The 13,683-nt window shown below is 37.4% G+C and carries 14 protein-coding genes; 4 read left to right on the forward strand and 10 right to left on the reverse strand.

What is annotated here, in order from left to right:
* Position 1: 1 nt before the first annotated feature.
* Positions 2-553 carry an NUDIX hydrolase gene (locus MHI18_RS05100; protein ID WP_340846315.1) on the reverse strand — a complete coding sequence of 184 codons (552 nt, stop codon included), beginning with the start codon at positions 551-553 and terminating at the stop codon, positions 2-4.
* A gap of 75 nt (positions 554-628) precedes the next feature.
* On the opposite strand from MHI18_RS05100, the gene mciZ reads away from it, so the two are divergent.
* From mciZ to MHI18_RS05115, 3 genes are all read left to right on the forward strand, one after another.
* Positions 629-769: a Z-ring formation inhibitor MciZ gene (mciZ, locus tag MHI18_RS05105; RefSeq protein WP_340846316.1), complete on the forward strand. Its 141-nt coding sequence runs from the start codon at positions 629-631 to the stop codon at positions 767-769.
* A 387-nt stretch (positions 770-1,156) separates the two neighbouring features.
* Positions 1,157-1,633, forward strand: coding sequence for a DUF559 domain-containing protein (locus MHI18_RS05110; protein WP_340846317.1), 477 nt, complete (start codon positions 1,157-1,159; stop codon positions 1,631-1,633).
* 111 nt (positions 1,634-1,744) lie between these two features.
* Entirely contained in the window at positions 1,745-1,888 is a 144-nt protein-coding gene (locus MHI18_RS05115; protein WP_340846318.1) for a hypothetical protein, read from the forward strand.
* A 44-nt stretch (positions 1,889-1,932) separates the two neighbouring features.
* Here the strand turns inward: MHI18_RS05115 and MHI18_RS05120 are convergent, their stop codons facing one another.
* Positions 1,933-2,055, reverse strand: a complete 123-nt coding sequence (locus MHI18_RS05120; protein WP_340846319.1) for a hypothetical protein — start codon at positions 2,053-2,055, stop codon at positions 1,933-1,935.
* A 347-nt stretch (positions 2,056-2,402) separates the two neighbouring features.
* On the opposite strand from MHI18_RS05120, the gene MHI18_RS05125 reads away from it, so the two are divergent.
* Positions 2,403-3,368: a hypothetical protein gene (locus MHI18_RS05125; protein ID WP_340846320.1), complete on the forward strand. Its 966-nt coding sequence runs from the start codon at positions 2,403-2,405 to the stop codon at positions 3,366-3,368.
* A 209-nt stretch (positions 3,369-3,577) separates the two neighbouring features.
* Here MHI18_RS05125 and MHI18_RS05130 read toward each other — a convergent pair whose 3' ends face one another.
* The 8 genes from MHI18_RS05130 to MHI18_RS05165 all read right to left on the reverse strand — a co-directional run bounded on the left by MHI18_RS05130 (position 3,578) and on the right by MHI18_RS05165 (position 13,660).
* On the reverse strand, positions 3,578-3,832 hold the full coding sequence (locus MHI18_RS05130; protein ID WP_340846321.1) for a hypothetical protein: 255 nt from the start codon (positions 3,830-3,832) through the stop codon (positions 3,578-3,580).
* A 1,030-nt stretch (positions 3,833-4,862) separates the two neighbouring features.
* On the reverse strand, positions 4,863-5,690 hold the full coding sequence (locus MHI18_RS05135; protein ID WP_340846322.1) for a hypothetical protein: 828 nt from the start codon (positions 5,688-5,690) through the stop codon (positions 4,863-4,865).
* 13 nt (positions 5,691-5,703) lie between these two features.
* Complete coding sequence (locus MHI18_RS05140) at positions 5,704-6,774, reverse strand: extracellular solute-binding protein (protein ID WP_340846323.1); 1,071 nt, start codon at positions 6,772-6,774, stop codon at positions 5,704-5,706.
* A 21-nt stretch (positions 6,775-6,795) separates the two neighbouring features.
* On the reverse strand, positions 6,796-8,466 hold the full coding sequence (locus MHI18_RS05145; protein WP_340846324.1) for an ABC transporter permease: 1,671 nt from the start codon (positions 8,464-8,466) through the stop codon (positions 6,796-6,798).
* Complete coding sequence (locus MHI18_RS05150; protein ID WP_340846325.1) at positions 8,429-9,553, reverse strand: ABC transporter ATP-binding protein; 1,125 nt, start codon at positions 9,551-9,553, stop codon at positions 8,429-8,431. Before MHI18_RS05150 ends, MHI18_RS05145 begins: the two co-directional genes overlap by 38 nt.
* A gap of 89 nt (positions 9,554-9,642) precedes the next feature.
* A complete protein-coding gene (locus MHI18_RS05155) occupies positions 9,643-10,671 on the reverse strand; it encodes an ABC transporter substrate-binding protein (protein WP_340846326.1) in 1,029 nt (342 codons plus the stop codon).
* A gap of 78 nt (positions 10,672-10,749) precedes the next feature.
* Positions 10,750-11,880, reverse strand: coding sequence for a response regulator transcription factor (locus MHI18_RS05160; protein WP_340846327.1), 1,131 nt, complete (start codon positions 11,878-11,880; stop codon positions 10,750-10,752).
* Between the two features lie 4 nt (positions 11,881-11,884).
* A complete protein-coding gene (locus MHI18_RS05165; protein ID WP_340846328.1) occupies positions 11,885-13,660 on the reverse strand; it encodes a cache domain-containing sensor histidine kinase in 1,776 nt (591 codons plus the stop codon).
* Positions 13,661-13,683: the final 23 nt, after the last annotated feature.

A 13,683-nucleotide genomic window follows, 5' to 3' on the forward strand; every position in this document is an offset into this window, starting at 1 on the left:
TTTAGTGTTCTAACGCTTTTTTCAGCTGTAAATACTGCACAGCATAAGCGGTTTTCGCATCTGCAATTTTTCCTTCCTCAATAAACCGCTGGGCTTCTTCAACCGTAAGCTCAATGAGTTCAACAAACTCATCCTCATCACAGGCCGCTGGATTTTCCTTTTTAGCCAAACCCGTTGCTACAAACAAATGGACCAATTCATCAGCAAAACCTGGTGATGTATAGAAAGAGATTAAATGCTTCATTTCGGCACTTTCATACCCAGTTTCTTCCTCTAATTCTCTTTCAGCACTCCGAAGTGGTTCCTCTCCCGGTTCCAATTTCCCTGCAGGGATCTCAACGAGACTCCTCTCCATCGCCTTTCGATATTGCTCAACCATAATCATTTTTCCTTCATCAGTAATCGCAATGACGGCGACTGCTCCGGGGTGCTTGATTATTTCCCGTTTACCCCTTTTTCCGTTTGGCAGTTCCACTTCATCAACCTGAAGACTAATCACTCTTCCTTTAAAAAGCATGTCACTCGACACTGTTTTTTCTTCAAACTTTTTCATTGTAGCCACTCCTTGTTCTAAAAATAGATATTTTTCCATACATTTTATCACATTAGGACTAGGAGGTACCTGTTTATGAAGGTGTATGTCTTAGAAAAAAGCATTGTCCTGTCGGGAAAGTGTTGGGAAGTACAGCAAAAGCTGAAGGAATATCAGAAACATTATTACTATGTCCATGACTGGATAACTGCAATTCATTCAAACAAAGAAAAATAACGAAAACAAAGACACCATCAGCGTCTGTCTACAGTACATTTCTTTTAAATTGCATAAATCAATTACAACAAAATATCGACCAGCAAATAAAAAGCTATACTAAGAAGATATAAATACGAAGAGGAAGATGCATAGGCCTCCTTCTCTCTACTGTTTTGTATATATAATTACTGAAATTACGGAGAAAATACCAATTGTCGAAAAGAATTGGTATTAAAAACTCACTCGGATCAATCTCAAAAACCAGCAAAAAAAGAAACAATAAAAGTTTTAACGGCATAATCTCCTAATATATTCATATATTTAGATTAGGAGAAACCGTGTGGAGAATTATAAAGGAAATAGTCCTTCAAATTCAAACCGTGTTTGGATATAGAAAGGATAAATATGTTTAATTCATCAAAGATTTTTAGATGGGGAAAAATTCACGATTTCATGGATAAAAATAAGATTAAACAACCCACCGATCATGCGATACTTCTAGGTGGGGAACTAATAAGTCAAGGTCATAAAGTGATATTTGAATGTCCAATTAGTAATATGCATACTGACTTATATGTCCCCACCTTGAATGAAAAAATTTTCATTGAAGTTGTCGGTGATATTAGGACTAAAGAACAATTAATTAAAGATCGGAATCGTGATGCATTTTTATCGTGTGAAGGATTCACTGTACTTCGATTCAACAATGAAAAGATTGAGAATTATGTTCAAGATCAAATTAACAAGTATTTTCTCGGAATCAATGCGTTCGAAAAACACTTAAATTATTGGCGGTTGAATGGAATTCCCAAAATACTAACAAAAAAAGAAGAACAAATGCAAGGTACCAGAAATGCGATTCTAGATTTAAAAGCTACTTGAGCTCTTCATAACGTCAATTTCATCCATGCTAGTAATTACAACTGGATACAAATGGATAATCTTGATATACTAATTATATTTCCATCTTGGGCGGAGGAGTGGTTCTTCTCCATGACGAAAAACCCTTTCTTTAAAGAGAGGGTTTTTCGCCGTTCAGCCAAACATCCTGTGCCTACATCATTTGTAGAGGCAATGATTGCAGGTGGGTTAGGATTCCATGATTCCATTGTGCCGACGATATTGCTGCAGTTATAGCAGCTGTATGGTATGTATAATAGGAAGTGTATAAAAATCATCACTTAGACTTCACCAAGTCCACCACAATTATCACATTGACCACCATCTCCAAAATCGTAACCACTACCATTACAATCTGGACAATCCTCTAATTCTTCATCTTCTGGACCTGAAAATCCGATCATACCGTCAACTCCTTCAACAGATTCTGCCCATCACAAAACATAATCATACTTATTACCCTTTAATCTACTTCCCCTTTTCAAAAAAATAATTCCAACATAACTTTCAAACACTAAAATAATTACCAAAATACTAATTTAGCAACAAATCAAACGAAATATATGGCAAAAGTATTATATTGATGTTATAAATAGAATAGTTAACCAGATATATAGGTTTTTAGGTTTATTTCCAGAGTGTGAGTAAACTACCACATTAAAAATCTTTTGAATCTGTTTTACAGGTGGAGGGTATTCTTCCACCTGTAGTTTTGTGTCAAAAAAAAAAAAAAAAAATCAGAGGTGGACAAATGAAAAAAATATTAAAGATACAAGTCTTATTATCAATTGTTATTATCTTATTTTTCTTCAATTTTAATGTAAGTACTACTAAAGCAGCATTCAGCGATAAGGATAATGGATTGTACCATAAACTATCAGAAATCGTTTATGATGCAGATAATCTAAAAAAAGTGAAAAAAAAATTAACCGACGCACATTATCCAGAACCAAAATTTAAAGTACTTGATGTACTGGATATCGATAATGACAAAACCCATCCTATAGGTAAAACAGCTAACGGTAAGGGAATTTATGGACTCCAGAGCACAGGGTTTAAAGCTATGGCTGTATTGGAAAAAAGTTCTAATAATGTGATTATAGCCTTTGCAGGAACTCAAAAAAATAATCCGAATGATGTTTTAACTGCTATAAATTCACTTACTAGCACCACCAGTGGTCAGAGTTTCCAAGCTCAACTCTATATGAATTACATTTTTAAAGCGAAGCTGGATAAGGATAAAAAATATAAGTTCTATCTTACAGGACATTCATTAGGTGGCTGGGTATCTACTAAACTGTATTTAGATATCCGTTCAGCAAATTGGTTAACCTCTAAGACAAAGTTTGAATATGGTGGTGCGATCATACCATCCATTAGTGGTGTTTACACATTCAACCCATTACCAATATCTAAAAAAAGTATATCTTCGGAACAATGGAAGGCGAACAAAAATAGGGTTTATGACAAGGATGTAAAAAACTTGTACATTAAAAATGAATGGTTAAATAGTACTCAACAGGGCCATTCAGATTCTTTGGCATATATAGGTACTCAAGGGGCCATTAATAAAAAGATAACCAGAAAAAATTATGTAACTACAGGAATCAAAGATACACTAATCCACTACTACACAAAGGATGACATGTCCGAATCACACAAAATTTGTAAACTAAAGAACTCTGTAACTCCTATTAACCAATCATGTGGGCAATAGGAGCAATAAAAAAAGCCAATGATCAAAATAAAATGTACCCTATAAGACGGACACTTTGAAAAATGTCCTCTTGTAGGGTACATTTTAAAAAAGGTGTGGTCTTTTGGTTTTTTATCGTTTTCGTTTGGCGTATCAATCAAAGTAATTTCCATAAGGAAGTCACTTAATTATAATCACTCACCATAAACCGAAGAAACGAAAGATAGAAACTAAAAAACTTTTACAGCCGTACGTTTGGTATTGATAATCATCTTCTTAGAAAAAACATATACCTTTTCTTGCGGCAGCTGTTTTTTCATCTTCTTGACAAGTTGATCCTTCATCTTGATTTTTTGACTAACAATGCCTCCCCAAGACGGCAAGCCGTTCAGGTTGTTAAATGTATTGATATATCCCCGTGATACTAGGTGTTGAATCTGTTGAACAAAACTAACCCAGTTACCTATTAAATACTTCTCGCTCATTTCGCGTCACCTCCCGATGATTAAAAAACAATGAACATAGCTCCCGCCATTCGGTTTCATTCCCCCAGGCTACCACGCCTGAAAGTCCCCCGTCAGGCTAAACCAGTTGAAAAAAACACATTTTGATGCCACCACAGCATCATCCATTTTAACGTAACCCTTCTCCCTTTCGACCACCCAAAACACGACACCACTCGTTTGTTTTATAAGGTTCACCTCACCACTACCGCAGCAGTTCAGTTCAAAGTCTAATCAGGTCTGCTCCCACCGTTGGCATTCTTTTATTTGTCTGGTACCACCCAAACAAACAGAGAACCCAGTACGACTTCCCACATTAGTACATTAAAGTTAATCATCACGTCACGTTTTCTCGTTACAGTCCCTACAGGTCTCTAAAAAGACCAGTGGTAGAATATAGAAAACCCACCTTACTACCCGATTTATCGGTTTCAGTTGGAAACTGTAAGTCATTGAAATTACGGTCTGAATACGTCTCGTGAATCATTTAGGAGTAAGAATCTTTTAATTATTTTTATAGCCAGTCAGACCCCTTTCAGTAAGACCTATCTTACTGTTGTAACGGTTGAGCTTTTTAGGCTATCCCTTTCGGAATATTAACCAATATGCCACATGGTATTTCTCCCATAAGACAGTGATTAGCGACCATCCCCGCACTCCAAAACGTCGTGGTATTTCTGCCACCCCGTTTTATGGATTTGTCCCAAAGGACTTACCACTTCTATAACATTCTTTGTATTATTACCTTATTTACAAATTATCGTTTCGTTATGCTATAACCTAATAGCTTTTAGACAAACGAACAACAATTTGAGGCAATGAAGGAATAAACCAAAATGCCCTCAAGAGATATATTAATGCTCGAATGATAGTAACGTTTAACCATAAAAGGATGAAGAAAAGATTCAGGAGGAAATCAATCAATAGGTACATTCTAAGAACTGTGAGGTTCGGAATGACCTCCCCTCTTTATCTACAAACTGAAAAGACAGCCATCAAAGGCTGTCTTCTTTCACCTTATCCGTATTTTTAAATAAAGTCGATCATCAAAGGACTGATTCCCTTTGATCAGTCCTTTTGACGATTTATATTGCCGAAAACATAAGGGATCTTCTTGTAGTATTTTTCGTAAACACTCTTCCGTTTCCTCAAGTGTAGATTTTAGCAAGGGGTATCCATCTGAAGCTAAAATGAGTTCTTCGGTTTCAGCAGGTACGTTGATGACTTTTACAGCCGAAGGGTCAATTGGATACCCATTGACGACTGCAAATCCATATTGATTGGCTGAATCATTTTGCAAATAATATTGCTGTTGAATAAGCGGCTGAATATATTCCCATCCCGTATCATGGACCAGCAGCTCGTCTATCGTTTTTCCCTTCTTCATTTCTGCTTCCAAGTACATGGATCTAGCATTTGCACTAATGCTGTCGATTTCCTTTTCATTTTTATATAGCTTACCATTCATCAATAATTGGCAATCACCGATCTGCCAGACTTCATGAAAAAAGCTGCTATAAACAAGCAGGCTTGCGGACGGTGCCATCCATCTCTCTTTTTCAATTTCTTGAATAAGGTCATATTCATTATAAGCCTGCTGCATATTTTTATTAATTGCCTCCAGCATCTCCTCAAGATTCGTTTGTGGTGGCAGGGTACTAACTGTCTCTTTAATGATCTCAGCGGCAAACCGGCCAGGTGCTTTTCCATGGATCAGTTTTCCTGTTACATTGGTTGCACCGTCCACTACCATGGCAAAATGGTCATTACAAAAAAATAAATCTTCACATTTCTCAGGATTCCCCAATTTCCCTTCGCTAAAGTTCACTAGTATTCTCATAAATGTCACCTCTTCATTCATCAGTGACTTGATTCCATCTCTTTTCGTCCTCAGATGTTAAATCAAAGCCCTGTTTACCTATGCTTTGTTTGATGCTAAGTTGATAAGCTGGATATTGCCGAAAATGACTAATATATTGCTCGGACTCAGCGACAGTCTTTATTGGAGGAATTAACGTTCCTTCCACTGACATTTTAAGTATGACATCCTTTTCTTGTACATAGGAGAAAAAGCTTTGTATTGTTTCTTTTGACGCATCCCTGTTTTGAAATACCGAAAGTCCGCTTCCATTGACCAGTAACCGTTCTGAGGAACTCGGAAATGCCATAGGCTCCCATGTAAATGTGCTGCCTATCAATTTCTCCAGTAGATGCAGTTTACTGGAAGAACTAATCAACACGCCAGCATGTCCATTCACAAAATCAGTTAAAGCCATCATTGATGAGTATTCCGAAAAAAACAGATCTTCGTCCTTCGATTGATCCGTTTCACTGAGATCAGGAGGGAGCATATTCAACTTATACCAAGGATACATAGCATCCGCTAAGATAATTTTTTTTGAATCCGACTTCTCCCATAGATCCTGCAGTGTCTGGATGTTCAGCTTATCTTTATACTTATTACGATTAACGTAAAGAATGGGTACTTCATATCCAAGCGGAAGGGCGTACAAGTTTTCATTAGTCGAAAACCGGACCTTGATCACCTCTATTAAACTTGCGGCGAATTCCTCTTCTACATATTCATCAACAGGCATAATAGACTGGTCCTCAACGAATGGAAAGATTCCATGTAGAGAGGGAATCTCCGCCATATCCGGTGTATTCCCTGATGAGTTCGCTAGTTTCAGTTCCTCTACTAAATGTTCAGCAGATTTCATTTTTTTCATAAAGATCACAACTTCAGGGTTTTCTTTCTTATACTCTTCAACACGGTTACTCAGCATAGAAGAATACACCCAAATGGTAAGTGTGCTGCTCCCATTCTCTTGCGATTGTATGGCTGGTTTTGGTTTTAATCCGAATAGATAGATCCCTATTAAGAAAATCACGATGATGCTGCTAATAAATAACGTTCTCTTCATAGAGGCCTTCCCTTCTGATTATTAAATTGGAATCCCCTTTTTTCCAGAAATAATTGTCACAATTATTAATGAAGCAATTGTACTTAAGGACAAAATAGAAGCCAGCGCTGCTGCAGTACCGTAGCTTGACGTAAAAACTTGTGAATAGATGGCAACCGTGATGGTTGAAGTAGCTCCTGTATAAAGAACAATCGTCGAACTCAGTTCATTAATGGTCGTCACCCAGCTTAGAATCGCTCCAGACAATACACCAGGCAGCATGAGGATTGCTGTAGTTTTAAAGAATGTTTTCATTGGCGGGACGCCTAAGCTGATAGACGCTTCCTCCACACTGCGGTCAATTTGGTAAAGGATGGCGGTACTTGACCTCATCGTATATGGCAGCTTTCTAATACTATAAGCAATGACCAGGATAATCCAGGTTCCTGTTAATTCAATCGGTGGCTTATTAAACGCTACAATAAAACTAATCCCTAACACCGTACCTGGTATAACATATGGAATCATGATCAGCGTATCTAACAGTGCACTGATTTTCGAGCTTCTTCTTACCACGATATAGGATAAGAGTAGTCCAGATATTACCATAAAAACAATGGCTAATGCCGAATAGCTGAATGTATTAATAATCGCTTGAGGCACTCTAAACAGTACTTCTCGATAACTATCTAAACTAAATTGATTGGTAAACACAGGGCCGTTTGTTTTCAGGAAAGAGGTTGTAATGACAGTGATTTGCGGAATTAAAGAAACTGCCAATACAAGCCAGACAAACAGCATGGCAAAGAATTTTTGAAGAGGTCTTAATTTAATAACCTTAGGTGGTCGCATGGAACTCATTGAATAGGATTTCCTCGTTACGAGATAGCGCTGTAAAAACAAGATACCCGTGCTGACAGACAGCAGGATCATACTTAATGTACTGGCCATCGCAGGATTTGATCCCATTTCATTGATAAATTGTTCATAAGCGAGAATGGGCAGCAACTTGATTCCTTGACCCAATAACATGGGTGTACCGAAATCTGCAAAAGAGGCCATAAACACCATTAAGGCTCCTGTAGATAAGGTTGGGAAGATCAACGGAAGCGTAACGGTGCGCAGTTTTCTCAGCTTATTGCTCCCTAAACTTTCCGAAGCTTCTTCAAGAGAGCTGTCCATCGTCTTTAAGGCTCCTGAAACGTACAAATAAATATGCGGATAAAATTGAACAGTAAATACCCAGATCATACCATGCAATCCATAAATGGACGGCGTATTTAAGCCGATACTATGTAAAAAATTCGTAAGAAACCCATTATTCCCAAGGATTAAAATCCAAGAATACGCACCAATAAAAGGGGGTGACAGTAACGTCAATATAATTAAAATATGGATGGTCTTCTTAAATGGAAGATCAAATCTAGTTAATAAATAGGCCATTGGGAAACCAATACAGATAGCGAAGATTGTCGCTAGTCCACAGACTAGTAAACTATTGGTCAATGAGCTGTAATAATACTTTAACGTGAAAAAGTCCTTATAATGCGAGAAATTAAACGACCCTTCGTAGAAAAAACTGTTGAGAAAAATATTGAATAATGGGTACACCATAAAAAGAATAATAAAGATAAACGCTATAATCGTGATAATATCCCAGGAATTCCATCTAAGTTTAAACCGGCTCGTAGACAGTGCTCGAGTAGTTGTCATGGATGTTTAAAACCTCCTCCCCATCTTCACTAAACAGAACGGCTTCTTCAGGATTCAAATACAGCTCTACATGCTCTCCTTTATTCATTAATAAATCATAATGAACCGCGTGTTCATTTACCTGAATGATTTCTGTCGTATTATTTAGTTGAACGTTGTACTCAACTTTTTCCCCTAAAAAGGTAGCCTCTACAATGACTCCTTTTACAAAGGGTCCGGCGCTGCTAGTTCGCTTTATTTTAATTTGCTCCGGCCTCACCGAATAAACAGCAGGACCGCTGTATGGTTTCTTTAACACAATCGGATATTCTTTATTGGCAACCGTAACAATGGATCCTTTGTTTACATCTTCACTTATCCTGGCTGTTAGGAAGTTAGTTGAACCAATAAAGTTGGCAACAAACTGGTTAACAGGACTTAAATAGATTTCATGAGGCTTGCCGATTTGTTGAATTTTCCCCTTTTTCAGAACGGCAATTCGATCTGAAACGGCTAATGCCTCTTCTTGATCATGCGTAACATAAATCGTTGTAATATTTAGTTTCTTTTGCAGATCACGAATGTCCGCCCTCATCTTTAAACGAAGCTTTGCATCCAAATTAGATAGAGGTTCATCCATTAGGAGTATTCCTGGATGGATAACAACCGCTCTTGCTAAGGCAATCCTCTGCTGCTGCCCGCCGCTTAATAAAGCAGGCTGACGATCTTGATAATCCTCAAGTTCAACCATTCTTAACGCCTCTAGGACTCTTTCTTTCATTTGGATTTTATTTACCTTCCGAGCCTTCAACCCATAAGCAACATTCTCAAAAACCGTTAAGTGGGGGAAAATCGAATAACTTTGGAAAACCATCCCGATATTTCTCTTGTAAGTGGGCAAATCATTTATACATTGATCACCGAAATAGACATTTCCTTCTTCTTGTTGATAAAATCCTGCTAAGGTTCGCAGTAAGGTTGTTTTACCGCAGCCGCTTGGACCGAGTAAGGTGAAAAATTCACCATCTTCTATTGTAAGATCTGCATTGTCTACTCCTTTTACTTCACCAAAGTACTTAGACACGTTTTCTATTCTCACCTTTGTCATTTTGACACATCCTTTTATGAAGTGAATAGAAGTATTAAATAGAAGGTTTCCCTTCTGTTTAATACTCCCAGTCAAGTATCACTCTTTACTTACTTTCCAATTAAAATATCTTGGAACTTCCCTAAAATATCTGTTTGATTACTAGATGCCCACTCAAGGTCATAATCGACCAATTTAATATCTGTTGTTTTAATCAGTCCCTCTGGGGGTTCTACATCGGTTCTTACTGAACGGCGATTAAATTCTTTTACCAGCATTTCCTGCACATCTTTTCCGGCAAGGAAGTTCATTAATTGCTGTGCATTGTCTACGTTTTTGGCTCCCTTGATAATCGCCATCCCATCCGGTACTGCTGAAGTTCCTTCTGTAGGATAAGATACCCCAACATTTGCTCCGCCCGTAATATATTGATATGCCCCTTGTTCATGCGTAAGGCCAATCGGGAACTCCCCATCCGCTACACCTTTTGGAGCCATACTAGAGCTGCTTAAAACTTTGCCGTCCATATTTTTTTGCAGCTTTTTAACAAAACTCCAGCCTTCTTCTCCTGCGTCCCCTTTTGCTTTAAGGATGGTGACCAATTGTGTAAAGGATGAGCCTGATTTAGCGGGATCCGCATACGCAATTTTCCCTTTCCACTTCGCATCCAGTAAGGATTCCCATGAATCTGGCACATCTGTTTCTTTTACCATATCTTTGTTATACATAATGACCATCGGCAACGCTGAAAAACCTGTCCAACTATTATCAGAACTCTTGTACACATCTAATATATTTTCGCTTTCACTCACTTCAAATGGTTCAAAGTTCTCTTTAAAAGCTTCCAGAGATTCAGCACCTCCGCCCCATAGTACATCTCCTAATGGTTTGCCTGATTCAGCCTTAATTCGATTGAGAAGTTCACCGCTTCCGCCAGTTACCAGCTCAACAGTGATCCCTGTTACTTCTTGAAACTCTTTAATAATAGGATTAATCAAGGTTGTTTCATGCGGAGAATATACCGTAACTTTCTTGCTGGTCGATTTCGTTCCATCGTCATTACTGCTTGTGTCCTCGGAGCAGGCAGCTAGTATAAAAACGAGCGCTATGATCCAAGTTAACAGGATATTTTTTTTCATAGTCAATCCCCCTTTAAAATCTATTTTCAGTATATAAAAACGAGGGTAAATAACAATAAACCAAAATTTCCGAAATGTTTAAATATTTTCATGCTTCAAGCTCTTCTTTTTAAATTCCGAGGGAACAAACCCTGTATACCTTTTGAAAATTTGACTGAAGTATCTTGCATTTGGATAACCAACGCTGCTACTCACTTCATTTGTTTTTAAATCGGTATGTTCAAGCAGCTGTTTGGCTTTATCGATACGTATCTCGGTTAGATAATCGATAAATTTCTTTCCTGTTTTCTCTTTGAAAATTCGACTAAAATAGCTATCCGATATATAGATACTTGATGCCAAATCATGAAGAGTAAGCGCCTTATGGTAATGATGGGTAATATACTGAATAATATCCGTTATATCTATATTTCCTGCTAACTCACTGAATTTTAAACACCCCTCTTGGCCCAGTGATTTATAATGATCTTTTGCTAGCTGCGCTTGGGCATAGAGCTTAGCTATGACTGAGAAATCAGAAGAATAGTCGCTCGCACCTCCAATAAATGATGACTTTATAAATTGTTGATGAATGGCTTCTAAACTAGCTGCTTCCTGCTCTTCAAAACCAATAAAATAACCAAGGTTTTTTTCATTTTGACCGTACACATTTTGCAAACCGTTACCAGTAAGAATCTTTTCAGGAGTCATTCCCGCGGCAGATTCCCATACCACTAAGAAATAACGAGAATATTGTTTCATTAAGTTTTCTAAAGACTGCGGAATCTCGTTGGATAGGTCTTTAACAAACTCATCGATTTTTCTTTTTTCTTTTTCAAGACCCGCAATTTGTTCCTCGTTAATTTCTTCTACGACTCTTTTAATGGTTATGTACAGCTCCTGATCATCTAATGGCTTTAATAAAAAATCCTTCACTCCTAACTTAATTGCATCCTGCGCATATGAAAAATCATTGTAGCCAGATAGGATAATCGTTTTAATATTCTTTTTTGCTTGATTGGCATGTTTGATTAATTCTAGTCCATTCAAACCTGGCATTCTGATATCAGTAAATAACAGATGCGGCTGATGTTTCTCTATCATTTCCAGCGCTTCTCTTCCGGTAGCTGCTTCTCCTACAATTTCAATTCCGAGCCTGTCCCACTCAATGCCATACTTGATCCCTTCTCGTATAAGCCTTTCATCATCAGCAATTACTAACTTGATCACGTATTCACTCCCCCTCTTTGGTTTCAGGCAGCTTCAAGGTAATGATCGTACCTTTATTTTCCTGACTTTTAATGGTGAGCCCATATTCTGCACCATAGTACAGGTTCAGCCTCTTCCTAACATTGGCTAATCCCACGCCTGGTCTTTGATTTTGGATGGTCTCCTTCTCATTCAGAACTTCTTGGATTCTATCCTCTGACATACCTAACCCGTCATCTTGTATTTTTATCCAGAGCGTTTTCTTAATACAATAAATGTTGATCTGTAGATGTCCCTGTGTTTCTTTTAATTCCAATCCATGAGATAGAGCGTTCTCCACCAACGGCTGAATTAAAAGAACTGGAATCATACATTTCCCTGCTTCTTCTTCCATATCAATCGTAACGATTATCTTATCCTCAAAACGAACTTCCTGAATAAATAAATAATGTCTTAGTAGTTCAACCTCTTCCTCTAATTTGACAAACTCCTTATCCTTATTTATTGAAAAACGAAAAATTTTTCCTAATGCTAGAGAAATATCACTGACAATTTTCACGCCTCTTAATTTAGAGATTGTGCTGATTGTTTCGAGAGTATTGTATAAAAAGTGGGGATTGATTTGTGCTCGTAATGTATGTAACTCCGCCTCTGTTAACCTAGTCTGTTTTTCAACGCTTTCATGGATTAAGGTATTCATTTGTGTCAGCATATGATTAAAGCGATTTCCTAAATTCCCAATTTCATCTGAATATTTAAAATGAAACCGAACAGACAGATCGCCCTTCTCTACCTTTTCCATTAAATGAATTAATTTATTTATTGGATTAGTCAGTGTTTTTGCAAAAAAGTAGGCTAGCCAAAGGCCAATTATTAAACCAATAATAAGTAAACTAATCGTTACATATCCAAATATCTTATTTTTCTCAATCACTTCATCTTCCGGGATAAAAGTTACCATTTTATATTGTGTTTCGAGTCCCGTATCGTAAACCATAATAGACGGTTCGTCTTGAAAAGTTGTTTTGGTAAATCCTTTTTCATTGGCAAGAACTGTTTCTGTCGACGAATGTTGAAATTTAAGCCCAACTGTTGATTTACTCGGATAACTTGAGATTACGTATCCTCCTTCATCTAGTAAAAACATATTCTGCGAAAACTGGCTCTCTTCCTGTTGGTAGATTCTAGAAATATCTGATTCTGTTATATCGATGATTAAATAGCCAAGAGGCTTGCCTGTCGAAGGCTCCTTTAGCAGTTGTCCCGCACTAAGTACCACTTCATTGGCATCAACTTTCCGAATCGTGTAATTCGTTTCCCAAACCAATGCGCCATTGGCTGCTTTAACTTTACGAAATATCCCCCAATTCTCCATATACTGATCATACTGTTTGGACAAATATTCACCAGTGAAATATCTATCATCATTTAAACCAATTAAGTAAATATCCAGATCCCAATTTTTTGAATCGGTTAACGTACTCAGCAGCTCTCTTACTTGTATAAAATCTTGATATTTTTCTTTCTCACTTCTCGTTTTTGGTTTTTCCAACGCATTCTGGACAATTTCACTGCGGTAAATAAAATGACTCAGCTGCTGGATATCTTGATTAAAAAATGTAAGATTGCGATTAATTTGGGTCATTCCCTCAAGAACCTGTTGACTGACTTGTTCTTTAGAAAGTTCAGAAGACTTTTGGTAGGTGAACACCCCTAATACAATAAGAGGAACGAAAGCTGAAATAATAAAAAAAATCATTAACCGCGTTTGAAAGGATAGATTCATAAATTTTGCATACATGGATATCACCTTTTCTATGACGT

Source organism: Peribacillus sp. FSL H8-0477, from assembly GCF_038002765.1.
GTDB lineage: Bacteria > Bacillota > Bacilli > Bacillales > DSM-1321 > Peribacillus.